Consider the following 23,120-nt stretch of genomic DNA (forward strand, 5'->3'; position numbering starts at 1 on the left):
AGAATGAGCAACGCATCGTACGCGGCAGCCGGAGTCGACACCGAGGCGGGTGACCTCGCCGTCTCGCTGATGAAGGCGGCCGTGTCCCGCACCCACGGAGCGGAAGTGCTCGGCGGTTTCGGCGGTTTCGCCGGGCTCTACGACGCGTCGTTCCTCACCGCGTACAAGCGCCCCCTGCTCGCGACCTCGACCGACGGCGTCGGCACCAAGGTCGCGATCGCCCAGGCCATCGACAAGCACGACACCATCGGCCAGGACCTCGTCGGCATGGTCGTCGACGACATCGTCGTGGTCGGCGCCCGCCCGCTCTTCATGACCGACTACATCGCCTGCGGCCGGGTCGTGCCCGAGCGCATCGCCGAGATCGTCGGCGGCATCGCCCGCGCCTGCGCCGAGACCGGTACCGCCCTCATCGGCGGAGAGACCGCGGAGCACCCCGGACTCCTCGGCCCCGACGACTACGACGTCGCGGGCGCTGCCACCGGCGTCGTCGAGGGCGACCAGGTGCTCGGCGCCGAGCGCGTCCGCGCGGGCGACGTCGTCGTCGCGCTCGCCTCCTCCGGCCTGCACTCCAACGGCTTCTCGCTCGTCCGGCATATCCTCGCCGAACGGGGCATCGGCTACACCGACACCTCAAGCGAACTCGGCGGGGTCGTCGGCGAAATCCTTCTCGAGCCGACCCGGCTCTACACCGGCCCGCTGCTGAGCGTGCTCGCCGACCCCGAACTCGCCGGAGCGGTGCACTCGCTCAGCCACGTCACGGGCGGCGGCATCGCCGCGAACCTCGCGCGCGTGCTCCCGATCGGTGCGTGGGTCGAAGTCGACCGGTCCACCTGGTCGCCCGACCCCGTCTTCCGGGTGCTGAGCGCCTTCGCCGGCAGCACCCTCGAGAGCTCCGAAGGCACCTGGAACCTCGGCGTCGGCATGTTCGCCGTCGTCGCAGCGGATGCCGCGTCCTCGGTCATCGCGAGCCTCGCGGCCGACGGAATCCCGGCCTGGGTCGCCGGACGAGTGTCCACGGCCCCGCACGACCTCACCGGTTTCGTGCAGGGCGCCAAGGGCGTCAACGGCGGCGCCGTGCGCCTGGTCGGCGGCTACGCGGCCTGACCGGCTTGCGCGCGCCGCGGCATCCGCCGTCGCCCGCCGGATGCGTCGAGCGTCGCCGCATGCGCCGAGAGTCGCCCGTGCGCCAGGTCGCCTCGGCGGAAACGGCGACGCTCAACGTGTCCTGCCGCGCCCGCCCGCCTTCGCAGATGTACCCGCCGGACCGGACTCACGCCGTGCCCGTCTGATGCGCCGAGCGTCGCGGCATCCGTCGAGCGTCGCCGCATGCGCCGAGAGTCGCCCGTGCGCCAGGTCGCCTCGGCGGAAACGGCGACGCTCGGTCAGCAGTGCCGACGCGTATGAGTGAATGCTGCCAACTCGCTGGGTGCCGCGCGCTCAGCGCGGTGCGGGTTCCGGCGCACACAAAACGGGCGCCGAGAGCGGCGCCCGTGACAGTGGACGGCGGTCAGGCGCGCTTCTGCTCGTCTTCGGTCGCGTAGGTGTCGACGTATCGGTCGGGTTCCTCGGAGGTACCCGGCTCGTACTCCGGCCACTTGGCCAGGTCCTCGTCGAGACGCTCGTCGTCCACGGGATGCCCCGTGAGCTCGCGTTCGAGCGCGTTGTAGTTGGTGTCCGGGCTGAAATACTTCAGCTCACGGGCGACCTTGGTGTGCTTTGCTTTTTGACGGCCGCGCCCCATGCGAGACCCCCTAACGATGCCAGGCCAGGTGAGGAATGAGTCACCCGGGAGTTGCCGAACGGAATGGTGAAAACTAGGCGCTAGTTTAGCATGGTGGGCCTGAAGGCCCGATTGTGGCTCGGAGGATGAACCGCTCCGCACACAGTGATCTTACGCCGGACGTACGCTGGTGAAGAGGGGGACGCGATGTCGAGTGACGCGAGCGTTCCCGTCGTCATCATCGGAGCGGGGCAGGCGGGCCTCGCGGTCGCGTACTACCTGCGCACATTCGAGCTGGTTCCGGGCCGCGACTTCGTGCTCTTCGACCGTGGCCCGCACGCGGGCGGCGCATGGCAGCACCGCTGGGCGGGACTCCGTCTCGGATCGGCGCACCGGGTGAATGACCTGCCCGGCATGAGCGAACTCGGCCTGAGCTTTGCGACGGCCGACCGCACTCGCCCGGCCAGGGACGTCGTCACCGAGTACTACCGCCGCTACGAAGAGCACTTCAACCTCAGGGTCGTGCGACCCGTCACCGTCACCGCCGTGTTCAATCGCAGTGCAGACCTCGTGATCCGGAGCGCGTCGCCCGGGTTCGGCGACCACGAGACCACCGCCCGTCTGCTCGTCAACGCCTCGGGAACCTGGGGGGCTCCGTTCGTGCCGCACTACCCGGGGGCCGCGCGCTTCGCCGGGCAGCAGCTGCACACCTCGGGCTACCGGGCGGCCGGGGACTTCGCCGGCCGGAGGGTCGTGGTCGTCGGCGGCGGCACATCCGCTATCGGTTTCCTGCTCGAGCTCGAACACGTCGCCGCCGAGCTGACCTGGGCCTCGCGGCGCCCGATCGACTGGGTGCACACCGAACAGCTCGACCTCGAGGGGGCCTCGGCCGCCGTCGCCGCCCAGGACGAGGCGGCCCGGTCCGGTCGGGCGTTGCCGAGCATCGTGAGCGGCACCGGCGTGCCTGTGAGCCGCCGGATCGCCGCGGGGATCGAGCGCGGCGTGCTCACCGCCCGGCCGATGTTCGCGAGCATCGAGCCGACCGGGGTGCGCTGGGCAGACGGCAGCTTCACGGAAGCGGACGTGATCATCTGGGCGACCGGGTTCCGGCCCGAAGTGCGGCACCTCGCGCCGCTGAAGCTTCGCGCCAAGGATGGCGGGCTCGTCGTCGGGTCGGGGGCGAGCTGGACCGACCCGCGGATCTTCCTCGCCGGGTACGGGCCGCAGGCGAGCACGATCGGCGCGCACCGGGCCGGCCGGGTGATCGCCCGCCAGGTGCTCGCCCTGCTCTGACCCGTTCTCCCGGCTCAGCGGGCGAGGAGGTAGCCGGCGGCGCAGACAGCGATGCCGAGCAGCAGGGTGCCGACGAGGTTGAGCACGGCGGAGCGCCAGCGTCCCTTGAGTGCGAGGTCGATCGTTTCGACGCTCCAGGTGCTGAACGTCGTCAGGCCGCCGCAGACCCCGGTCAGGAGCACGAGCCGCAGGTCGCTGCTGAGCACGGCGCGCTCGGCGAGCCCGAGGATCACGCCGCCGAGCAGCGCCCCGACCACGTTGACGATCAGCACGCCGATCGGCAGGCGGCCCGGTCCCACCGGGAGCGCGCGCGACACGAAGTACCGCACCACGGCTGCCGCACCGCCGCCGGCGACCACGGCGGCGAAGACGAGGGCGTTCACGAACGGGCCCCGGCATCCGCTGAGGGGAGATGACGGATGCGCCCGCCGAGCGAGACGCCGAGCAAGGCCGCCGGGAACCCCAGCAGCAGTGTCGCGAGCAGGTACAGGCCCGCGAGCGGCCACGACGAGGCCGCGCCGAGGGAGACGAGGGACACCATCACGGCCGAGAACGTGGTGAAGGCGCCGAGCACGCCCGGGCCGAGCAGGAGCTTGAGCCAGGCGGGCACCGCGGGGCGGGTCCAGAGGCCGGCGACGAGCCAGCCGAGCACGAACGCCCCGAGGGTGTTGATGATCAGGGTGCTGACCGGGAACTGGGTATCGCTGTGCGGCAGCGCACGGTCGATGCCGAGCCGCAGGGCCGTGCCGATGATACCGCCGGCGAACACGGCCAGTGCGTTCCGCACCGGGTTATTTGCGCTTCCGGCGCCGGGCGCCGGGGCGGGCGGGCTGCCCGGGGCGACCCGCGGCGGCTCCCGCCTTGCCGGGGGCACCGGCAGCGGATGCCGCACCCGAGCCGGTCTTCGCCGCTGCGGCCGCCGAGGCAGCCGCCTGGATCTCGAGAGCAGAGGTCGCCGGGGCGAGCGGGCGCCGGGGGATCGGGCGGGGGCGCACCGGCTCGCCACGACGGTCCTGGCCCGGGATCGGGCGGGACCTGCGACCGTAGATGAGTTCGGAGGAGTCGAGCAGCCAGGGCACGAGCGCGATCGTGACACCGTGCACGAGCATCAGCTTCTGGCGGAGGCGCCGGGCCTTGTGGTTGTGCAGCAGGTTCTCCCACCAGTGCCCGACGATGTAGATCGGGGTGTAGATGGTGACGACCTCGGAGCCGTGCGCCGCGCGGCGCTCCTTGATGTAGCTGATCAGCGGCCAGCTGATGTCCCGGTACGGCGACTCGACGATGCGCAGCGGTACCTGGATGTTCTGCCGCACCCAGTCGCGCTGCAGCTGTTTTGTCTCTTCTTCGTCGATCGAGATGTGCACGGCCTCGATGCCCTCGTGCCGCGCGGCGATCGCGTAGTCCAGCGCCTTGAGCACGGGCTTCTGCATCTTGCCGACGAGCACGATCGCGTGGTCGCCGGTCGAGCCGAAGGTCGTGTCCGGGTCGACTTCGATCTCCTTGGCGACGTCGCGGTAATAGCGGTTGACGCCGAGCATCAGGGTGAACAGCACGGGCATCATCACGAAGACGAGCCAGGCGCCGTGGGTGAACTTCGTGATCGTGACGACGATGAGCACCACGCCGGTCAGGGCGGCGCCGAAGCCGTTGATCGAGAGGCTCGTGATGATGGATGCGCGGTTCGGCGGGTTCGTCTTGAGCAGGGTGAGCCAGTGCTTGACCATGCCGGTCTGGCCGAGGGTGAAGGACACGAAGACGCCGATGATGTACAGCTGGATCAGCACCGTCAGGTTGGCCTGGAAGACGATCAGGATCAGCACCGCGAACAGGGCGAGGAGCACGACGCCGTTCGAGTAGATCAGGCGGTCGCCGCGGGTGCTGAGCGACTTCGGGGCGTAGGAGTCCTTCGCGAGGACGGAGCCGAGCAGCGGGAAGCCGTTGAACGCGGTGTTGGCGGCGAGCAGCAGCACGGCCGCCGTCGCGGCCTGCAGCACGAAGAACATGATTGAGTTGTTGCCGAAGGTCGCCGCGGCGATCTGGGCGATCAGGCTGCGCTGCGGCGAGGTCGCGCACTCGGCCCAGCCGACCAGGTCGCAGGGGCTTTCCGCGTAGTGCACTTTCGCGATCAGCGCGAGGGCGGTCAGGCCGATGAACATCACGATCGCGATGCCGCCCATCAGCACGAGGGTGCGCTGGGCGTTCTTGACCTTGGGGTGCTTGAACGCCGGAACGCCGTTGGCGATCGCTTCGACGCCGGTCAGGGCGGAGCATCCGCTCGCGAAGGAGCGCAGCAGCAGCAGGATGAACGCCGACTGGGCCAGGTTCTCGGCGTGCACGCCGTAGCTTGCGGACTCCGCGACGGGCGCATCGCCGAAGACGACCCGCACGAGGCCGACGACGACCATCAGGATCACGCTCGCGATGAACAGGTAGGTCGGGAAGGCGAAGGCCTTGCTCGACTCGCGCACGCCGCGCAGGTTGACCGCGGCGAGCACCACGACGAAGAAAACGGCGAGCTCGACCCGGAAGTTCACGAGTTGCGGAACGGCCGAGATGATGTTGTCCACGCCGCTCGCCACCGAGACGACGACGGTCATCACGTAGTCGACGAGCAGGGCGGATGCGACGAGGAGGCCCGCGCGTTCGCCGAGGTTCTTCGAGGCGACCTCGTAGTCCCCGCCACCGGAGGGGTACGCCTTGATCAGCTGACGGTACGACGCGACGACGACCACGAGCAGGAGCACGACGCAGGCCGCAACCCAGGGGGCGAAGCTCAGGAAGGCGAGCCCGCCGAGGGTCAGGATCATCAGGAGTTCCTGCGGGGCGTACGCGACGCTCGACAGCGGGTCGCTCGCAAAGATCGGCAGCGCGAGGTGTTTGGGCAGCAGTTGACCCTCGAGGTGCTCAGTCGAGAGTGGTTCGCCGATGATCCACCGCTTCGCGGAGCGAGTTTCTGGCGCTTGGGAGCCGTCTGGTGTCACGAGGGATGACACTACTCCGTTGGGCACAACTGTCAAACTTCCCGGAATAAGCTGAGCCCCCCGCGAGTTTAATTACCCCCGTTTCTCATCCCGATGTTCCGCGAAAGCGGGTGAATCGTCGGTTTGCCGTAGCGAAAACGACGATTCACCCGCTTTCGCGGGTCAAGGGGACTGTGCCGCGTCGATCACCCGCCAGAGCGAGGTGCGGAGGGCGGTGAGCTCGTCCAGCGTCATGCCGAGCCTGTCGATGATGCGCGGCGGGATGGTGAGGGCGACGGCGCGGAGCGCTCGGCCGGCATCCGTCAGTGTGATGTCGAGGACGCGTTCGTCGTGGGTGTTGCGGCTGCGGGCGACCAGGCCGGCGGTCTCGAGGCGCTTCAGCAGCGGGGAGAGGGTCGCGGGCTCGAGGCGCAGTTCGGTGCTGAGGTCGGAGACTGAACGAGGGCTGCGCTCCCACAGGGCGAGCAGCACGAGGTACTGCGGATGCGTGAGGCCGTAGGGCTCGAGGATCGGACGGTAGACCGAGACCACGCTGCGGGACGCGATCGCGAGGGCGAAGCAGACCTGGTCCTCGAGGCGGAGCAGGTCGGGCGCCGACACGGTCGAACCGGGGGTCGCGCGAGCGGAATCCGCCACTATCGGGGAATCCTGTGTCATCGGTTCGTCACGTGCCCTACTGTTCGGCTGACTCGACGGAAATGGTTAGTCCACTCATCGTAATTGATTAGTACACTAAGCATTATGACACGCGCACCGAGACGAGGAACCGGCAAGCCGGGCGATTCCGAAGACAACGCGTCGGGCGAACACGGCCTCCTGGGCGCCGTGTCCTGGCTGAATCGCACGCTGCTGCCGTGGATCGGCCCGCCGCCGCTCGGTCCGTACACGACGGAAACGACGGAGCAGAAGCAGGCGGAGCGCGCCGAGGCGACCTGCCCGATCTGCGGCGAACTGATGAGCAGGCACGAGATCGACCGCTCGGGCGAACGCACCCAGATCCATCACCCAGCCCCCGCAGCCCCCTGATTCCGCACGCCGCTCCCGACCCTTCCCCAGAAGCGTGCGTTCCGTTCCGCGAGAGTACGATTTTGGCCCTTTAAACCACTGGTTTAAAGGGCCAAAAGTGTACTCTCGCGGACGGGCGCGGCGTGGGTCAGCGGGGCAGGGCGTCCAGGATGCCGGCGCGCACCTCGGCGAGGCGGGCGCGCAGGTCCGAGACGGTCGCGGCGGGCACCCGGGCGTGCACGGCCTGCTTGCGCAGGTCGGCGCGAAGTTGCTGGCGGAACTCGTTGAGCACGAGGTCGGCCTCACGTAGCGCGCGATTGGACTCGAGGCGACGATCTGTCCCGTTCGGCGAATCCTGGCCCTCCGCCCCGGCCGAACCCGCACCCGTTGGAGCCGAGCCTGCGGTACCGGAACCCGCAGCGCCGGCGGAACCCGCAGCGCCGGCGGAACCCGCGGCATCCGCGGGGCTGTCCGCGCCCGGGTATCCCGTACCGGCACCCGTACCGGCACCAGCGCCCGTGCCCGGGACGGCGGAACCGGTGGTGGGACTCGAACCCCCACGTCCTCGCCCGCCCGCTCCGAAGCCGGCGTCGTCTCTGGCCTGCCGGGCGGCCGCCGCGAGGTCGGTGCGCAGGCTCGTCATCGCCGCGGCGACCCCGGACCGCACCTCGTCCGCGAGCCGGCGCACGGAGTCGGTGACCTCGTTCTCGAGGGCGTCGAGGTCGCCCCCGCGCGCGAGGAGTTCGGCGCGTCCGGCGTCGGTGATCTCGTAGACGGTCTTGCGCCCATCCGTCGACTTGGTGACGAGGCCCTCTTCCTCGAGTTTGGCCAGTCGCGGGTAGATCGTGCCCGCGCTCGGGATATAGGTGCCGCCGAAGCGGTCGCTGAGCGCCTGGATCAGCTCGTAGCCGTGCCGTGGCTGCTCGGCGAGCAGGCTCAGCAGGTAGAGCCGCAGGCTGCCGTGGGCGAAGACGGGGGTCATGCCGAGGCCTTCGTCGTGGTGCCGTCCGGTCCGGCGGTCGTTCCCTGGCCCGCTGCCCCGGAGTCCGGGGCGGTGGATGCCGCGGGCGCGAAGGTCCCGGAGCCGGCGGCGGCGCTCGCCGGGGCATCCGTCGCCGCGGCCGGACGCCGCACGACGGAGATGTCGCCCGAGACGGAGTTCGCGTGCAGTTCGAGCCAGCTGCCCGCGAGCACGCCCGTGCTCGACTCGTAGCCCTTGCCGAAGGTGCTTTTCACGGTCTGGTCGTCGAGCTGGAGCACGCCCGAGACGGTGTTGAGGTGGTACTTGATCGGGAGGCCGGCCTCGACGCGGGCGGTGAGGTTGCCGCTCACGGTGTTCGTGTTGACGGTGTCCGGCGACCCCTCGAGGTCGAGGAACACGTTGCTCGCGACGCCGTCGACGCTGAACCGGCGGATGCTGCCGCTCGCGGTAACGTCGCCGGAGACCGTGTGCGCGGTGATGTCGCCCGAGTGGTTGCTGACCGAGATCTCTCCGTTGATCGCGTTGAGTTCGATGTCGCCCGTGACGCCGTCGACGACCAGGTCGCCCGAAACGGTGTTGAGCTTGACGTCGCTGCGGAGGCCCGTGATGAGGGCTCCGGCCGAGATCACGCCGAGCTTGAGGGCGACGTCGCGCGGGACGGTGATGCTCACGTCGGCTCGGGCGCTGCCGCGGAAGGAGGCGAAGACCTCGATGAAGTTGTCCCAGCGCAACTGCGGGTGGTCGACTTCGAGAGTGTCGCCGTCGAGGGAGATGCGCAGGTCCTTGCCGCTGACGCTGTGCACCTCGACGCGGGTGAACGGTTCATCGTGGCCGATGATGTCGACTTTGCCGCCGATCAGCCCGACCTTGAGCCGGTTGACGAGTTCGACGTCGATCACCCGGGTCTGCCCGGGGGCGACCAGCCATTTTTCGAGTGCCATTGTGTGCTCCTTCTGTGGGCATCCGCTGTGGATGCCGGAAACTTTTTCGCGCTATATCGCGTCTGGTGTAACTCACGATATATCGCGTTTCAGCGGTGCGCAACCCCCGTGCGCGTGGGCGCGCAGTTAGTAGAGGAAGATCGGCAGCCAGGCCGGGGTGTGTGCGTGCACGATCACGAGGAAGACGACGAGGTCGAAGAGCAGGTGCACGACGATGACGTAGCCGAGTGACCGGGTCAGCGCGAAGGTGAAGCCCTGCAGGAGCGCGAAGGGGAAGGTGATCAGCGGGGCCCCAGGCGCGGTAGCCGAGTTCCCAGAGGAACGAGGTGAAGATCACCGCCTGGAGCAGGTTCGCGAGCCAGTCCGGGAAGTGCCGGCGCAGCAGCGCGAACACGGTGCAGATGAAGAAGAGCTCGTCCCAGATTCCGACGAAGCCCACGCCGACGAAGAGGCGCCCGATCTCATCCGGTGCGGTGACGGTCGGCCAGTTCTGGAAGGCACCAGAGCGGATGAAATAGGTCGGCAGAATCGCATAGCCGAGCGCGATCACGACGACCAGGTATCCGAGCGCGGCGGATGTCCAGGGTCGCCCGGTGCGGATCGGGAACCGGATCGCCCGCTCGCGGTAGACGTGGCGCGAGACCAGGTACGGCAGGAGCACCGCGAGCGTGAGCACCGTCCCCATCAGCGCCATGTTCGGGTAGTCGATGTTGGCGGCGAGGGAAATGGTGCTGATCAGGAGGAGGCCGAGGGCGACGAGCGCCAGGTCCCGGGCGAGCGGGCGGTCGATGACGACGGCCGCCGCGAGGGCGAGTCCGAGGAGCAGATAACCGGCGGGGATCGAGACCGGCGTGTGCACTCCGAAGAGCAGCACCGCTGACGCTGAGACCAGGGAGGCGGGCACGAGGCGGATCGCCAGGCGCGCGCGGGGCCGCGCCGCGGCATCCGTTGCCCGGGTCGTGTCGTGCATGCCACATGGTACCGAATTCGATTCGGGAGACGGCTTGACCTTGACGCACCGTCAAGAATTATCGTGGAGAACACAACGCCAGGAGAACACAACGGACGGGAAGTGAACATGGACTGGTCGATCCAGGAGATCGCGCGGCTCGCGTCGACGACGAGCCGCACCCTGCGGCACTACGGCGACGTCGGGTTGCTTCCGCCGAGCCGCATCGGTGTCAACGGCTATCGCTACTACGACGCCGTGGCGCTCGTGCGGCTGCAGCGCATCCTGATGCTGCGCGCGCTCGGGCTCGGGCTGCCCGGCATTCGCGAGGTGCTCGACAACGAGACGGATGCCGCCCGTGCCCTTGGCGCGCACCTCGCCTGGTTGCGCGGCGAGCGTGACCGCCTCGATCGCCAGATCGGCTCGGTCGAGGACACCATCACTACCCTGAATAGGAAGGAACAGCTCATGGCAGAGAACATGTTCGACGGATTCGATCACACCGAACACAAGGAGGAGGTCGAGCGCCGCTGGGGCGCCGCGGCCTGGGCGAACGGCGACGCCTGGTGGCGCGGGATGAGCGCCGCGGAGAAGGCGGAGTGGCAGGGGCGGCAGGCGCAGGCTCCTCGCGGACTGGCGTGCGGCGGCCTCAGCCTCCGAAGCCCCTGGCGCCACGGGCGGGCTCGACCCCGCGGGAGCCGAAGCCCAGGCACTCGCGCAGCGGCAGTTCGACTGGTTGCGGGCGATCCCGGGCACCCCCGGCGGCGGGCCGGGCGGCACGGGCCCTCGAAGGAGTACTTCACGGGTCTCGGCGAGATGTACGTCGCCGACGAGCGCTTCGCCGCGAACTACGGCGGCCCCGCCGGGGCGGCCTTCGTGCGCGCGGCCCTCCAGGCGTACGCCGACCGCAACCTCTAACCGCGGCATCCGCCCCCAACCAATTCGACGGAATTTTTACGTTTTTGGCCCCGAAAGAGCGCTCCCAGGCGCAATTTTCCCAAAATCTCCGTCGAATTGGTTAGGCGTCTCGGGTGCGGGGGCGAGTGAAGCGGGCGCGGGCGTCCGGGGCGCCGGGAGCGGCAGGGCGAGGCGGGGGATGGTCCACTGGCAAAGCGGGCCGACGAGCGCCGCGAAGAGCACGGTGCCGATGCCGACATTCCCGCCGAGCGCCCAGCCGAGTGCGAGCACGGTGCCCTCGATGCCGGTGCGCACGATCCAGATCGGCCAGCCGGTGCGGCGGTGCAGGCCGGTCATCAGGCCGTCGCGGGGCCCGGGGCCGAGGTGTGCACCGATGTAGAGGCCGGTCGCGACGGCGAGCAGCAGCACGCCCGCCGCGAAGAGCAGCGCACGCAGCCACAGGTCGAGACCCGCCGGCACGAGCCAGAGGCCGACATCCACAGACGGGCCGACGAGGAGCGCGTTGATCACGGTACCCACGCCCGGCTTCTGGCGCAGCGGGATCCAGAAGAGCAGCACGACGCCGCTCAGGATCACCGTCAGCAGGCCGAACCCGAGGTGGGTGTGGCCGTCGATGCCCTGGGTGAGCACGTCCCAGGGCGCGACCCCGATCGCGCCGCGCACCATCAGCGCGATCGCGATGCCGTACAGGAAGAGGCCAATAAGCAGCTGGATGAGGCGACGGGTCATGGAAACCAATCCAATTGCACAAGTGGCCTGTGATCAAGTAGCCAATCTGTCTAGAGTGGCCTCATGTCGGAAATCCAGCTCAGCGCCCGTGCCCTCGAGTCGAAGCTCGGCGAGTGGCGCACCGGCGGCAGCGCCTACCGGGGGCTCGCCGATCGCATCCGCCTGCTCGCGCTCGACGGCCGCCTCACCGCGGGTACCCGCCTGCCCGCCGAACGCGAGCTGGGCCTGCGGCTCGGGTTGAGCCGCACCACCGTGACGGCCGCCTACCGCGAGCCTGCGTTCCGCCGGGCTGCTCTCGAGCGTGCGCGGCTCTGGCAGCGTGGTGCGGCTGCCGGGCTCCGGCGCCGCCTCCAGCGCGGGGGACGGCCCGGGCTCCGGGAGCGCGTCGGGTGACAACGGCGTCCTCGATCTCAGCAAGGCGACGATGTCGGCGCTCGGCGGGCTGGCGGATGTCGCCGCGCGCGCAGCAGAAGACCTCTCGCGCCACCTGGACGGTCCGGGTTTCGACCCCGTCGGCATCCCGGAGTTGCGCGCCGCGATCGCCGAACGGTACCGGGTGCGGGGCCTTCCGACCGACCCGGAGCAGATCATGGTCACGATCGGGGCCCAGCATGCGATCGCACTGCTCGCCCGGGTACTCGTCAGCCGCGGCGACCGGGTGCTGATCGAACAGCCGAGTTACCCGCACGCGGTCGAAGCGTTCCGTGCCGCCGGGGCGCGGCTCGTACCGGTGAGCGTGACGGCGCGGGGGAGCGCAGGTTCCGCGGCGGAATCGGGTGCGCAGGCGGGCCGGGTCGGCGGCAGGCTCCGATCCAGACGGCTCCTCCGGCTGGGACGAACCCGCCCTGCTCCAGGCACTCCGGGGCAGCAATCCCGTGCTCGGCTACCTGATGCCCGACTTCCACAACCCGACCGGGCAGACGATGCCCGCCGAGCAGCGGACCCGCGTGATCGAGGCCGCCTCCCGGCAGGGCACGGTCCTCATCGCGGACGAGACCATGGGCGAGCTCGGCATCGACCGTCCGGGAGATTTCATGCCGTTCGCGGCATACGCGCCGGGCGAGCGGGGGAGTGCGGGAATCAACGGCTATGGGATGGACTCCGGCGACGGCACGGGCGCCGGCGTCCGCGGCACGGTCGTCACGGTCGGGTCGGTGGGCAAGACCATTTGGGGCGGCCTGCGCATCGGCTGGATCCGGGCCGAGCCCGCCCTGATCCGCCGCCTGGTCGCCGCACGCACGGCCACGGACATGGGCACGCCGATCCTCGAGCAACTCATCGTCACCCGGATGCTCCCGGAGATGCCGGCGATTCTCGAGCGTCGCAGCCACGAGCTCCGCGACGGACGTGACCACCTCAAGGCACTCCTCGCCGCGCGCTTCCCCGACTGGACAGTGCCGCACGTCGACGGCGGCCTCACCGCGTGGGTCAACCTCGGTCGCCCGGTGAGCTCCCAGCTCGCGCTCGCCGCGCGCAACCACGGCCTGCTCGTGCCGGCCGGGCCCCGCTTCGGCGTCGACGGCGCCTTCGAACGATTCCTGCGGGTCCCGTTCTGCCACAGCGCGGTCGAGATGGAACGCGCGGTGGATGCCCTGGGCCTGGCCTGGGGGTCACTGCTGCGGCATCCGCTGCCCGACACCGGGTACCTCGCCGACGTCGTCTGACCCTGACGAATTCGACGGAGATTTTGGGTTTCCGACGCCGAGAGAGCGCGATCTAAGCGCTTTCCGGGCAAAGACTCCGTCGAATTGGTGAGGGCCCGGGCCCTGCGCGCCGAACCCGAGGTGCAAAACGCGACACGCCTGTCACAGCGCGATGCGATACTGAGCCATGCATTTTCTCGCCGTGCTGAGCATGAAGAACAGGGCCCTGATCGCCCTGATCACGATCGTCGCCGCCATCTTCGGCAGCCTCGCCCTCACGAGCCTCAAGCAGGAACTGATTCCCTCCCTGCAACTACCGCAGTTGCTCGTCTCCACGAGCTATCCGGGCGCCTCGCCCGAGGTCGTCAACGACGACGTCTCGACCCCCATCGAGACCGCTATCCAGGGCATCGCCGGCCTCGAATCCACCTCGACGACGAGCAGCACGAACTCCTCGCTCGTGAGCGCCACGTTCACATACGGCACAGACCTCGTCAAGGCCGAATCGCGCATCAGCCAGGCGATCAACCGCATCAAGACCCGCCTGCCTGACAACCTCGACCCGCAGGTGATCAGCGGCAGCATCGACGATTTCCCGGTCATCTCCCTCGCCGTCTCCGGCGGCGACCAGGCCACCCTCGCCGACGACCTCAAGCGCAGCGTGCTCGGCGACATCCGCGACGTGTCCGGGGTGCGCGAGGCCGCGCTCGTCGGCGACGTCGGCCGCCGGGTGACCATCACAGCGGATGCCGCTGCCCTGGCCACCCGCGGCCTCAGCACGCAGGCGATCCGTTCCGCGTTGCAGCAGAACGGCGCGCTCATCCCCGCCGGCTCGCTCACCGAGGGCGACAAGACCCTGTCCGTGCAAGCCGGCGGCAAGCTGACCTCCGCCGCGGACATCGCCGCCCTGCCGCTGCTCGGCACCGGTGCCGGCACTGCACCCGGCGCCGGTGCGGTCACCGCCCCGGGTGCCGCGCCCGCCGCCCCGCCCACTATCGGTGACGTCGCCACGGTCGTGCTCGGCGAGAACCCCGTCGCGAGCATCTCCCGCGTCAACGGCAAGCCGGCCCTCACGATCGCGGTCACCAAGGTGCCCGCCGCCAACACGGTCGACGTGTCCACGGCCGTCCGGGCGATCCTCCCGAAGCTCCAGGACGCCGTGCCCGGCACGACCTTCACCGTCGTCTTCGACCAGGCCCCGTTCATCCAGGAGTCGATCAACTCGCTCACCCAGGAGGGCATCCTCGGACTCGTGTTCGCCGTGCTGGTGATCCTCGTCTTCCTGCTCTCGGTGCGGGCGACGCTCGTCACCGCGATCTCGATCCCGACCTCCGTGCTGATCACGTTCATCGGCCTGCAGGGCGTCGGATACTCGCTCAACATCCTCACTCTCGGCGCCCTCACGATCGCGATCGGCCGCGTCGTCGACGACTCGATCGTCGTCATCGAGAACATCAAGCGCCACCTCGTGCCCGGGGCGGACCGATCCGAGACCATCGTCGAGGCCGTGCGCGAGGTCGCCGGGGCGATCACCGCGTCGACGATCACGACCGTCACGGTCTTCCTGCCGATCGCCTTCGTCGGCGGGTCGACCGGCGAACTCTTCCGCCCCTTCGCCCTGACCGTCACGATCGCGCTGCTGGCCTCCCTGCTCGTCTCGCTCACGATCGTGCCCGTGCTCGCCTACTGGTTCCTGCGCGCCCCGAATCCGAAGCCCGCCACGTCGCCGAAGACCGCCAAGCCTGCGAGGCCTGAGAAGACGCCGAAGTCCGCCGAGCCGGGCACAATTCCCGAGACGGCCCCGGTCCTCGCGGCAACGGATGCCGCCACCGGCGAGGCCGCCACCGCGCCCGTTTCGGCGGAATCAGACCGCGACCGCGCCGGTTTCGGCAGCCCGCTCCCGAAACCGCAGGCGCGGGCTGCCGAAACCGGCGCGGCGGCGGACCCGCTCGGCGAGTCCGTCCTCGCGGCGACCCCCGCGACCTCCACCGCTGCGGCACCCGCGACCGCGTCCCGGCGCACCCGGCGCGCGGCATCCGCTCCCGCGACCGCGATCGCAGAGGAGCCGAGCCGGCTGCAGACCGGATACCTGCCGATCATCCGGTGGACGCTCCGGCACGCGGTCGTCACACTGCTGCTCTCGGTGCTCGTGCTCGGCGGGACGGTCGCGATCATCCCGTTCATGAAGGTCAACTTCCTCGGCTCGACCGGTCAGACCACGTTCCGGGTGGCCCAGGCTCTCCCTGTCGGCACGAGCCTCGCCGCCCAGGACACCGCCTCGACGACGGTCGAAACAGCTTTGCGCAGCACTCCGGGCGTGAAGATCGTCCAGGTATCGATCGGCGGCGGCAGCGCCCTCGCCGCGTTCGCCGGGGGAGCGCCGACCACGAGCACAGTGAGCTACTCGATCACGACCGACGGAGTGGCCAAGCCCGACGCCGTTCAGGACGCCGTCCGCGGCAAGCTCGCCGCGCTCACCGACGTCGGCGACTTCTCCGTCACGGCCGGCGGCGGCTTCGGCGGCACCTCGGACATCGCCGTCGACATCACCGCGGCGAACGGCGCCGACCTGCAGAAAGCGAGCGACAGCATCCTCGCCGCCGTGAAGAAGCTCGACGCGATCAAGGAGAGCTCGAGCAACCTTGCCGCGTCCCGGCCCTACCTCGCCGTGAAGATCGACCGCACGAAGGCCGCTGCGGCGGGCCTGAGCGAGCTCGCCCTCGGCAGTCTCGTCTCGCAGGCGATGCAGCCGAGCATCGTCGGGTCGATCGTCATCAACGAGGCGAACCTGTCCGTGTACCTCACCGGGGCCAGCTCGCCGACCACGACGGCCGCGCTCGCCGCCCTGCAAATCCCGACGGTCGCCGGGCCGGTCGCGCTCAGCACCCTCGCGACCGTCGCGCAGGTCGACGGCCCGGCCACCCTCACGACCACGAAGGGCCTGCGCACCGCGACGGTCTCGGCGACGCCGAACAACAACGACCTCGGCACCGCCAACGCCCAGATGGCCACCGTGCTCGCCGACACAACCCTGCCGACGGGCGCGACAGCGACCCTCGGCGGCGTCACGAAGGACCAGACCGACGCGTTCCAACAGCTCGGAATCGCGCTGCTCGCCGCGATCCTGATCGTCTACATCGTCATGGTCGCGACGTTCCGGTCGCTGTTGCAGCCGTTGCTGCTGCTCGTGTCCATCCCGTTCGCGGCGACCGGGGCCATCGCGCTGCAGGTGATCACCGGCATCCCCCTCGGTGTGCCGTCGCTGATCGGCGTGCTGATGCTGATCGGCATCGTCGTGACGAACGCGATCGTTCTGATCGACCTCGTCAACCAGTACCGCCGACGGGGCCTCGACGTGCGCGAGGCGCTCGTCAACGGCGCCTCCCGGCGGCTGCGCCCGATCCTGATGACCGCGCTCGCTACGATCTTCGCCCTGCTGCCGATGGCGGTCGGCCTCACCGGCACCGGAGGGTTCATCTCCCAGCCGCTCGCCCTCGTCGTGATCGGCGGCCTGGTCTCCTCGACCCTGCTCACCCTCATCGTGCTGCCGGTGCTCTACTTCCTCGTCGAGGGCGGGCGGGAGCGCCGGGCCATCCGCCGCGAGGAGAAGAACGTGGCACGCGAGTCCGCGGCTGCCGCGGCGACGAATCTCGGGTAAACGCGGGGTTAAACTGGGTGAAGCGGGGTAGGCAGCAGCCTCAGGCCCGGCACACCGGTCACACCGTCGCGGCCTCCAACTCGCGAGAGGCACTTCATGACCGGGCTTTCCCTGCTCTCCGACCCGTACCGCAACAAGGGCACCGCCTTCACCAGGGCCGAGCGGATGCGCGGCGGCATCACCGGGCAGCTCCCGCACGTCGTGCAGACCATCGAGCAGCAATCGGGCCAGCTTTACCGGCGGTTCCTGGCCCGGCCGAACGACCTCGAGAAGCGCCTGTTCCTGATGGACGTCTGCGCGCGCAACCGCCGCCTCTTCTACTACGCCATGTCCCGGCATCTCGTCGAATTCCTGCCGATCGTGTACGCGCCGACCGTCGCCCAGGCGATCCAGCAGTACAGCGACTGTTACGCGGGCAGCGACGTCGCCTACATCTCCGCACTCGATCCCGAGAGCATCGCGGACGCGCTCAAGATCTACGCCAACGGCCGGGACATCCGCCTGATCGTCGCCACCGACGGCGAGGGCATCCTCGGCATCGGCGATTGGGGAGTCAACGGGGCTGAGATCCTCACCGGCAAGGTCGCCGTCTACACCGCGGCAGCGGGAATCGACCCCGCTCAGATCCTGCCGGTGTTCATCGACGTCGGCACCGACAATGCCGGGCTGCTCGCCGACTCGCGGTACCTCGGAAATCGTTTTCCACGCATCCGTGGCGCTGACTACGACCGGTTCATCGACGACTTCGTGCAGACGGCCCTCGGGCTCTACCCAGGCGCGCTGCTGCACTGGGAGGACTTCGGCCGCGCGACGGCCGCGCCGATCCTCGAGCGGTATCGCGACAGCATCTGCACCCTCAATGACGACATCCAGGGCACCGGCGTCACGATCCTCGCAGCGCTGAACACGAGCATGCTGATCTCCGGGCTGACCCTGCGCGACCAGCGGGTGCTGATCTTCGGTGCGGGAACCGCCGGGATCGGCATCGCCGACCAGATCGTCGACGAGTTCGTCGTGACCGGCGGACAGTCCCTCGCGGAAGCCGAGGCCCGGATCTACCTGATGGACCGGCAGGGGCTCATCGTCGACAGCCTGCCCGACCTCACCGCGGGCCAGCGGCGATACGCCCGGCCCGCGCGGGAACTGGACGGCGATGCGTTCGCGCCCGCGCTCGCCGACCCGCGCTCGCTGCAGGGCGTGATCGCCGCCGTGCACCCGACTGCGCTCATCGGCACCTCGACCCAGTTCGGCGCCTTCACCGAGGCTGCCGTGCGTGAGATGGCCGCCCACGTCGAACGCCCGCTGATCTGTCCGATCTCCAACCCGGCGGAACTCGCCGAGGCGACCGCGGCCGACGTGATCACCTGGACGGCGGGCGCCGCCCTCGTGAGCACCGGCTGCCCGTCGGCCCCCGTGCGGTTCGACGGGGTCGACTACGAAATCGGCCAGGGCAACAACGCCCTGATGTATCCGGGGATCTGCTTCGGAGCGATCGTCGCGCGGGCGACCGTGCTGAACCGGGCCATGCTCCTCGCCGCCGCGCACGCGATCGCCGGCATGGTCGACGTGACCCGTCCGGGCGCTGCCGTGTTGCCCTCGTTCCGGGACCTGCCCGAGGTGTCACGCCGCGTCGCCGTCGCCGTGGTCGCCCAGGCCGTGCGCGACGGGGTCAACGGTGTCCCCATCACCGACCCCGAGGCCGCGGTCGCTGCCGCGACCTGGCACCCCGCCTACTAGCCGGTCCCGCTCCGTCGCGCCCGCCCTCTTCGGCATGCCCCGGGGGCTAACTCAGGAGATTCGCGTCGTCGCCGGCACGTGTCCGCCTGTTTCCGGGGTCCGGCATCCCGGTGAGGCGCGGTCTTCCTGAGTTAGCCCCCGATGTCGACCGAGACCACTCTCGCCGGCCACAAACCGGGCTCTCCCGATTTGCAGCTAGTAGACGAGCGCGGCAGGCGCGAACGGACCCACCTTCACCAGGCCGATGAGCGGGTCGTCGCACCCCTGGATCGGGTTGGGCGTCGTAACCCGGCGAGGGACATCCGTGCCGGGCGGGGTCACGTCGAGCTCGGTGACAGCGACGAGCGTGCAGGTGTATGCGCCCGCCTGATTCAGGTGCAGCAGGCTGTAGGCGGATGCGCCGGGAGCGAGTTCGACGGCATCCCCCGTCACCGTCGGGTAGCGTTCGTGCGCCGCGGCCGGGCCGAGCAGCGCCCCGGTGCTCGCGTTCACGAGCCGGACACCGGGGTATCCCTGCACGGTGCAGGCCTGGGCTCCCGTGTTGGTCAGGGACAGGTCCCAGTAGAAGCTGCTCATGCCGCTGTCCATCGGCCGCGAGACGAGGGCTGCGCCGAGCGCGCCGGCAGAACAGGCCGCGGAAACGTCGTCGCCGGGCGTGGGAGTGGGGACCGCTGTGGGTGACCCGGTGGGAGTGTCCGTCGGTGCACCTGTCGCCGTTGGGACGGTCGAGGCCGAGGCCGAGGTCGATGCGGTTGCCGTTGCTGTCGCACTGGCCGTCGACGACGGTGCCGCCGCCGCGCACGCGGAGAGCGCTGTGCAGAGCAGCGCCGCTGCGCCGAGTGCCGCCGCCATTCTGTGCCCGGTGCCGTGCGAAGTCCCCCGACACGCTCTCCCGACCCGTGATCCGGTCATGTCGCCCCCCTGTCGCGGTCCGTCTGAGAGGCCGCGTCACCAGTCTCGCACCCGGCTTGTGCGGTGAGTTCGCGCGCGAGGGGGTTGCGCATCCCGGCAACCGGTGCTGCGGTGGCCAACTCAGGAGATCCGCTGGCTAGGCTCGAAGGATGGCCACCCCCGATTTCATCCTCGAACTCCGTAAAAGCATCGGGCACGCCCCGCTCTGGCTCATCGGCGTGACCGCGGTCGTCGTGCGCGGCGACGAGGCGCTCCTCGTCCGCCGCGCCGACAACGGCAACTGGTCGAACGTCGCCGGAGTCGTCGACCCCGGCGAAGAGCCCGCGGATGCCGCGGCGCGCGAGATCCTCGAGGAGTCCGGGATCATCGCCGAGGTCGAGACCCTCGTCGGCGTCTTCGCCCACGAGCCCCTCCAGTACGCCAACGGCGATCAGGCCCAGTATCTCGACGTGCTCTTCCGCTGCCGCTGGGTGAGCGGCGACCCGCACCCAGCCGACGGCGAGAACACGGCGGCCGCCTGGTGGCCGCTCGACGCGCTCCCGCCCCTGCCGGGCACGCACGACGAGCGGCTGTGGCTCGCCGTCGCCCAGTCGGGGCCCGCGCTCTTCCGCCGCCGCGACACCCCGGCCGACACCCAGGCCTAGCGCCGGCCGCGGTACATCCGAACAGGGGCATCCGCTCCACCTGACACGGCGGGGACACCCCTGCTATCGTGCTGTTCGAAACGAGCGGGATCCTCGCCCGGCATCCGCCGCCGCGCGCTCCTGCGTGAGAGGGGCGCACCCATGAAGGCATCGGCTGAACTCGGCGGCAACCTCCAGTCCGTCCTCGTCGACCTGATCGAACTCCACGTTCAGGGCAAGCAGGCGCACTGGAGTGTCGTCGGCCACAACTTCCGCGACCTGCACCTGCAGCTCGACGAGATCATCGACGATGCCCGCATCTTCTCCGACGAGCTGGCCGAGCGGATGCGCGCACTCGACGCCCTCCCCGACGGACGCACCGAGACGGTCGCCAAGGACACCCACCTGCCGAAGTTCCCGGCGGGCGAGGTCGACACCGCGGAAACCGTCGTCATGATCACGGAGCGGCTCGACGCGACGGTGAAGAACATCCGCAAGGTGCACGATGCCGTTGACGACGAGGACCCGACGAGCGCCGATATCCTGCACGGCTTCATCGAGAAGCTCGAGCAGTACGCCTGGATGGTCAGCGCCGAGAACCGCATACCGCGGAAGGCGACCGCCAAGTCGCCGACCCGCCCGTCCGGACGCGCCCTCTCGGACGTCACGGACTGAGCGAGGGGTCGGACGGGCCCATTGGGCCAGAAACCAGGGCCGGTTGCGGCGGAGGACGACGAAGGCCGCGGACCGGTGTCGCGGCGAGGGGGACTCGACGAGAAGGGGACGTCGGATGGGCAGTGCGCGGGTCGAGGATGACAAGCAAAAGAAGGCGAGGCCGCAGATGAACCAGCGGAACTTCGACAGTGAGAGTGCCCCGGTCTGGCTCGGTACGCCCGGTGATCGCGAGGCGAGTGAGCAACTCCGGGTGGTCGCCGATGAGGCCCTGCTCGTGAACGGCGATACCGGGAGGGCACTCCGGCTCGCCATGCACCTCGGTTCCCGTCTTCCCGCCATCGGCGAGGGCGACACCCGGCGCCTCTTCGAGACGCTCGCGACGGTGTCGGCGGCCGACCTGTCGGCGGCGCGCGTCACCGACGGTCATCTCGCCGCCCTCTCGGTCCTGGGCCAGGCATCCGTCGAACCGGCGCAGCTGCCCGGCGGTGAGACGGACCAGATCCGCAGTTGGGGTGTCTTCTCGGCCGAAGCGCGTGGCACCCGCCTCGACGCGAGTGAGTCGGAGCAGGGCTGGCGGCTCGACGGGCTCAAACCGTGGTGCTCGCTCGCGAGTTCGCTGAGCAACGCCCTTGTCACGGCGCACACGTCGAGTCAGGCGCTGCGGCTGTTCGCGGTCGATCTCACCGCGCCGGGCATCACCGTACTCGAGGACACCTGGGTCGGCCGCGGATTGCCCTCCATCACCAGCGGCCCCGTCGACTTCCGGGGCGTGCCCGCGGTCGCGATCCGCGAGGACAACTGGTACTTCGACCGGCCGGGTTACGCCTGGGCCGGGATCGGCGTCGCCGCGTGCTGGTTCGGCGGGGCAGTCGGGATCGCCCGTCGGGTGTTCCGCGGCGCCCAGGAATGGCCGGCGGACCAGATCGCCCTCGCGCACCTCGGCGCGATCGACGTGGCCCTGAGCGCGTGCGGCGGTGCCCTTGCGGCCGCGGCCGCATCGATCGACGACGGCAGCGCGACCGGCCAGGCCGGGGCGCTCCTCGCGGCGAGGGTACGCGGCCTCGTCGCACGCTCGGTCGAGGAGGTCATCGCCCGGGCTGGCCACACGCTTGGCCCGTGGCCGCTCGCCTTCGAGGCCCGGCACTCGCAGCGGGTCGCCGACCTCGAGCTCTATGTGCGCCAGCACCACGCCGAACGCGACGAGGCCGCTCTCGGCACCCTGCTCCTCGACGGCGGTTCGGTCCCCGGCGGCGGCCCCTCGCCCTGGTGAGCGGCGGCGATTCAATCGGCACAATAGCGCCAGCACGACCTGGATCCCTCCCCGGTGGACGCACGGGGGTCCGATATGTCAGGATTCCGCCGTGACCACTCCACCGGAGCGCCGGATGCTGCTCGACACCGCTGCCCTGTACTTCCGCGCGTTCTACGGGGTGCCCGACACCGTCCGCGCGCCGAATGGCCAGCCGGTCAACGCCGTGCGCGGGCTGCTCGACATCATCACCCGGCTCGTCACCGAGTTCCCGCCGACCGAGATCGTGGCCTGCTGGGACGACGACTGGCGTCCACAGTGGCGGGTCGACCTGATCCCGACCTACAAAACCCACCGGGTCGCCGCGCTCGTCGAGTCTCCGGCAGCGGATGCCCCCACCGCGACCGAGGACGTCCCCGAGCTGCTCAGTTCGCAGGTTCCGATCATCCGTGAGCTGCTCGCCGCGCTCGGAATCCCGGTGATCGGCTCCCCGCGGCACGAGGCGGACGACGTGATCGGCACGCTCGCCTCGCACGCGGACATCCCCGTCGATGTCGTCACCGGCGACCGCGACCTTTTCCAGCTCGTCGACGACTCCCGCACCGTGCGCGTGATCTACACCGGCCGCGGCATGGCCAGGCTCGAGACCCTCACCGATGCCGCGCTGATCGCGAAGACCGGCGTCAGCCCGGCGCAGTACGCCGACTTCGCGGCCCTCCGCGGCGACGCCTCCGATGGGCTCCCCGGAGTCGCCGGAATCGGCGAAAAGACCGCGGCCACCCTGCTCGCCGACTTCGGTGACCTGGACGGCATCGTCGCCGCGGCCGCCGATCCGGCCTCGGCACTCGCTGCGGGCGTGCGCGGAAAAATCACCGCCGCCGTCGACTACCTCGCGGTCGCCCCGACCGTCGTCAACGTCGTGCGCGACCTGTCGCTCCCCACGTTCGACGCCCGCATCCGCCCGAGCACCCCGGAGCAGGACGCCGAGCTCGAGCGACTCTCCGCCGAGTGGGGCCTCACGACGTCGATGAAGCGAGCTCGCGCCGCCCTCCTTGGCCTGGCCTGACCCATTTCCCCTCGCCGTGTCGGCCGCTGGGCGACC

The 23,120-nt window shown here is 70.0% G+C and carries 21 protein-coding genes and 2 pseudogenes; 13 read left to right on the forward strand and 10 right to left on the reverse strand.

The genetic code is table 11. The features are described from left to right. The first annotated feature begins 3 nt into the window (after positions 1 to 3). Entirely contained in the window at positions 4 to 1,107 is a 1,104-nt protein-coding gene (gene purM / locus KIV56_RS12865) for a phosphoribosylformylglycinamidine cyclo-ligase (RefSeq protein WP_281533752.1), read from the forward strand. A gap of 403 nt (positions 1,108 to 1,510) precedes the next feature. Here purM and KIV56_RS12870 read toward each other — a convergent pair whose 3' ends face one another. Beyond that, positions 1,511 to 1,744 (reverse strand): DUF3073 domain-containing protein, encoded by a 234-nt coding sequence (locus KIV56_RS12870; RefSeq protein WP_134446236.1) that lies wholly within the window; start codon positions 1,742 to 1,744, stop codon positions 1,511 to 1,513. Positions 1,745 to 1,930: 186 nt separating this feature from the next. Here KIV56_RS12870 and KIV56_RS12875 point away from each other — a divergent pair, with 186 nt between their 5' ends. Next, positions 1,931 to 3,016 carry an NAD(P)-binding domain-containing protein gene (locus tag KIV56_RS12875; protein ID WP_281533753.1) on the forward strand — a complete coding sequence of 362 codons (1,086 nt, stop codon included), beginning with the start codon at positions 1,931 to 1,933 and terminating at the stop codon, positions 3,014 to 3,016. 14 nt (positions 3,017 to 3,030) lie between these two features. Here the strand turns inward: KIV56_RS12875 and crcB are convergent, their stop codons facing one another. From crcB to KIV56_RS12895, 4 genes are all read right to left on the reverse strand, one after another. Further along, positions 3,031 to 3,399: a fluoride efflux transporter CrcB gene (gene crcB / locus KIV56_RS12880; RefSeq protein ID WP_281533754.1), complete on the reverse strand. Its 369-nt coding sequence runs from the start codon at positions 3,397 to 3,399 to the stop codon at positions 3,031 to 3,033. Further along, on the reverse strand, positions 3,396 to 3,803 hold the full coding sequence (locus KIV56_RS12885) for a fluoride efflux transporter FluC (protein ID WP_281533755.1): 408 nt from the start codon (positions 3,801 to 3,803) through the stop codon (positions 3,396 to 3,398). Before KIV56_RS12885 ends, crcB begins: the two co-directional genes overlap by 4 nt. Before the next feature lie 4 nt (positions 3,804 to 3,807). After that, positions 3,808 to 5,997, reverse strand: a complete 2,190-nt coding sequence (locus tag KIV56_RS12890; RefSeq protein WP_281536149.1) for an APC family permease — start codon at positions 5,995 to 5,997, stop codon at positions 3,808 to 3,810. A gap of 162 nt (positions 5,998 to 6,159) precedes the next feature. Beyond that, a complete protein-coding gene (locus KIV56_RS12895; RefSeq protein ID WP_281533756.1) occupies positions 6,160 to 6,633 on the reverse strand; it encodes a MarR family winged helix-turn-helix transcriptional regulator in 474 nt (157 codons plus the stop codon). Between the two features lie 105 nt (positions 6,634 to 6,738). Between KIV56_RS12895 and KIV56_RS12900 the strand changes: the two genes are divergently transcribed. Continuing rightward, positions 6,739 to 7,023, forward strand: coding sequence for a hypothetical protein (locus KIV56_RS12900; protein WP_281533757.1), 285 nt, complete (start codon positions 6,739 to 6,741; stop codon positions 7,021 to 7,023). A gap of 127 nt (positions 7,024 to 7,150) precedes the next feature. On the opposite strand, the gene KIV56_RS20475 is transcribed toward KIV56_RS12900, so the two are convergent. Genes KIV56_RS20475 through KIV56_RS12915 form a run of 3 tightly spaced genes read right to left on the reverse strand, consistent with a single transcriptional unit; the run spans position 7,151 to position 9,895 of the window. Then, entirely contained in the window at positions 7,151 to 7,984 is an 834-nt protein-coding gene (locus KIV56_RS20475) for a PadR family transcriptional regulator (RefSeq protein WP_432432554.1), read from the reverse strand. Further along, on the reverse strand, positions 7,981 to 8,925 hold the full coding sequence (locus tag KIV56_RS12910; protein ID WP_281533758.1) for a DUF4097 family beta strand repeat-containing protein: 945 nt from the start codon (positions 8,923 to 8,925) through the stop codon (positions 7,981 to 7,983). Before KIV56_RS12910 ends, KIV56_RS20475 begins: the two co-directional genes overlap by 4 nt. Then, complete coding sequence (locus KIV56_RS12915) at positions 8,807 to 9,895, reverse strand: hypothetical protein (protein WP_432432555.1); 1,089 nt, start codon at positions 9,893 to 9,895, stop codon at positions 8,807 to 8,809. The genes KIV56_RS12910 and KIV56_RS12915 overlap by 119 nt, the downstream gene beginning before the upstream one ends. A 108-nt stretch (positions 9,896 to 10,003) precedes the next feature. Between KIV56_RS12915 and KIV56_RS12920 the strand changes: the two are divergent. Beyond that, positions 10,004 to 10,792, forward strand: a pseudogene (locus KIV56_RS12920) (MerR family transcriptional regulator). Positions 10,793 to 10,828: 36 nt separating this feature from the next. On the opposite strand, the gene KIV56_RS12925 reads toward KIV56_RS12920, so the two are convergent. Further along, positions 10,829 to 11,521, reverse strand: coding sequence for a YczE/YyaS/YitT family protein (locus KIV56_RS12925; protein WP_281533759.1), 693 nt, complete (start codon positions 11,519 to 11,521; stop codon positions 10,829 to 10,831). Positions 11,522 to 11,584: 63 nt separating this feature from the next. On the opposite strand from KIV56_RS12925, the gene KIV56_RS12930 reads away from it, so the two are divergent. From KIV56_RS12930 to KIV56_RS12950, 5 genes and pseudogenes are all read left to right on the forward strand, one after another. Beyond that, positions 11,585 to 11,914: a GntR family transcriptional regulator gene (locus tag KIV56_RS12930; protein WP_281533760.1), complete on the forward strand. Its 330-nt coding sequence runs from the start codon at positions 11,585 to 11,587 to the stop codon at positions 11,912 to 11,914. 31 nt (positions 11,915 to 11,945) lie between these two features. Further along, a pseudogene (locus tag KIV56_RS12935) lies at positions 11,946 to 12,203 on the forward strand (aminotransferase class I/II-fold pyridoxal phosphate-dependent enzyme); the annotation flags it as partial. 94 nt (positions 12,204 to 12,297) lie between these two features. Beyond that, positions 12,298 to 13,185: an aminotransferase class I/II-fold pyridoxal phosphate-dependent enzyme gene (locus KIV56_RS12940; protein ID WP_281533761.1), complete on the forward strand. Its 888-nt coding sequence runs from the start codon at positions 12,298 to 12,300 to the stop codon at positions 13,183 to 13,185. A gap of 166 nt (positions 13,186 to 13,351) precedes the next feature. After that, complete coding sequence (locus tag KIV56_RS12945) at positions 13,352 to 16,822, forward strand: efflux RND transporter permease subunit (RefSeq protein ID WP_281533762.1); 3,471 nt, start codon at positions 13,352 to 13,354, stop codon at positions 16,820 to 16,822. 96 nt (positions 16,823 to 16,918) lie between these two features. Beyond that, on the forward strand, positions 16,919 to 18,559 hold the full coding sequence (locus KIV56_RS12950) for an NAD-dependent malic enzyme (protein WP_281533763.1): 1,641 nt from the start codon (positions 16,919 to 16,921) through the stop codon (positions 18,557 to 18,559). 195 nt (positions 18,560 to 18,754) lie between these two features. Here the strand turns inward: KIV56_RS12950 and KIV56_RS12955 are convergent, their stop codons facing one another. Beyond that, the gene (locus KIV56_RS12955) at positions 18,755 to 19,411 is read right to left on the reverse strand and encodes a DUF4232 domain-containing protein (protein ID WP_281533764.1); all 657 of its coding nucleotides are present in this window, start codon (positions 19,409 to 19,411) and stop codon (positions 18,755 to 18,757) included. Positions 19,412 to 19,620: 209 nt separating this feature from the next. On the opposite strand from KIV56_RS12955, the gene KIV56_RS12960 reads away from it, so the two are divergent. The 4 genes from KIV56_RS12960 (at position 19,621) to KIV56_RS12975 (ending at position 23,084) form a co-directional block, all read left to right on the forward strand. Further along, complete coding sequence (locus KIV56_RS12960) at positions 19,621 to 20,115, forward strand: NUDIX hydrolase (protein ID WP_281533765.1); 495 nt, start codon at positions 19,621 to 19,623, stop codon at positions 20,113 to 20,115. Positions 20,116 to 20,256: 141 nt separating this feature from the next. Further along, the gene (locus tag KIV56_RS12965; RefSeq protein WP_281533766.1) at positions 20,257 to 20,769 is read left to right on the forward strand and encodes a Dps family protein; all 513 of its coding nucleotides are present in this window, start codon (positions 20,257 to 20,259) and stop codon (positions 20,767 to 20,769) included. A gap of 166 nt (positions 20,770 to 20,935) precedes the next feature. Continuing rightward, complete coding sequence (locus KIV56_RS12970; RefSeq protein WP_281533767.1) at positions 20,936 to 22,039, forward strand: acyl-CoA dehydrogenase; 1,104 nt, start codon at positions 20,936 to 20,938, stop codon at positions 22,037 to 22,039. 115 nt (positions 22,040 to 22,154) lie between these two features. Next, a complete protein-coding gene (locus tag KIV56_RS12975; protein WP_281536150.1) occupies positions 22,155 to 23,084 on the forward strand; it encodes a 5'-3' exonuclease in 930 nt (309 codons plus the stop codon). The last annotated feature ends 36 nt before the right edge of the window (positions 23,085 to 23,120 follow it).

Source organism: Cryobacterium breve (genome assembly GCF_027594785.1).
GTDB classification, from domain to species: domain Bacteria; phylum Actinomycetota; class Actinomycetes; order Actinomycetales; family Microbacteriaceae; genus Cryobacterium; species Cryobacterium breve_A.

What these genes read in the sequence shown, in the direction of transcription:
- KIV56_RS12955 (WP_281533764.1), bottom strand. Translation starts at nt 19,411, where the DNA reads ATGGCGGCGGCACTCGGCGCAGCGGCGCTGCTCTGCACAGCGCTCTCC.
- KIV56_RS12945 (WP_281533762.1), top strand. Translation starts at nt 13,352, where the DNA reads ATGCATTTTCTCGCCGTGCTGAGCATGAAGAACAGGGCCCTGATCGCC.
- KIV56_RS12960 (WP_281533765.1), top strand. Translation starts at nt 19,621, where the DNA reads ATGGCCACCCCCGATTTCATCCTCGAACTCCGTAAAAGCATCGGGCAC.
- KIV56_RS12925 (WP_281533759.1), bottom strand. Translation starts at nt 11,521, where the DNA reads ATGACCCGTCGCCTCATCCAGCTGCTTATTGGCCTCTTCCTGTACGGC.
- KIV56_RS12915 (WP_432432555.1), bottom strand. Translation starts at nt 9,895, where the DNA reads ATGCACGACACGACCCGGGCAACGGATGCCGCGGCGCGGCCCCGCGCG.
- KIV56_RS12900 (WP_281533757.1), top strand. Translation starts at nt 6,739, where the DNA reads ATGACACGCGCACCGAGACGAGGAACCGGCAAGCCGGGCGATTCCGAA.
- KIV56_RS12870 (WP_134446236.1), bottom strand. Translation starts at nt 1,744, where the DNA reads ATGGGGCGCGGCCGTCAAAAAGCAAAGCACACCAAGGTCGCCCGTGAG.
- KIV56_RS12965 (WP_281533766.1), top strand. Translation starts at nt 20,257, where the DNA reads ATGAAGGCATCGGCTGAACTCGGCGGCAACCTCCAGTCCGTCCTCGTC.
- KIV56_RS12970 (WP_281533767.1), top strand. Translation starts at nt 20,936, where the DNA reads ATGAACCAGCGGAACTTCGACAGTGAGAGTGCCCCGGTCTGGCTCGGT.
- KIV56_RS20475 (WP_432432554.1), bottom strand. Translation starts at nt 7,984, where the DNA reads ATGACCCCCGTCTTCGCCCACGGCAGCCTGCGGCTCTACCTGCTGAGC.
- KIV56_RS12910 (WP_281533758.1), bottom strand. Translation starts at nt 8,925, where the DNA reads ATGGCACTCGAAAAATGGCTGGTCGCCCCCGGGCAGACCCGGGTGATC.
- purM (WP_281533752.1), top strand. Translation starts at nt 4, where the DNA reads ATGAGCAACGCATCGTACGCGGCAGCCGGAGTCGACACCGAGGCGGGT.
- KIV56_RS12950 (WP_281533763.1), top strand. Translation starts at nt 16,919, where the DNA reads ATGACCGGGCTTTCCCTGCTCTCCGACCCGTACCGCAACAAGGGCACC.
- KIV56_RS12930 (WP_281533760.1), top strand. Translation starts at nt 11,585, where the DNA reads ATGTCGGAAATCCAGCTCAGCGCCCGTGCCCTCGAGTCGAAGCTCGGC.
- KIV56_RS12875 (WP_281533753.1), top strand. Translation starts at nt 1,931, where the DNA reads ATGTCGAGTGACGCGAGCGTTCCCGTCGTCATCATCGGAGCGGGGCAG.
- KIV56_RS12975 (WP_281536150.1), top strand. Translation starts at nt 22,155, where the DNA reads ATGCTGCTCGACACCGCTGCCCTGTACTTCCGCGCGTTCTACGGGGTG.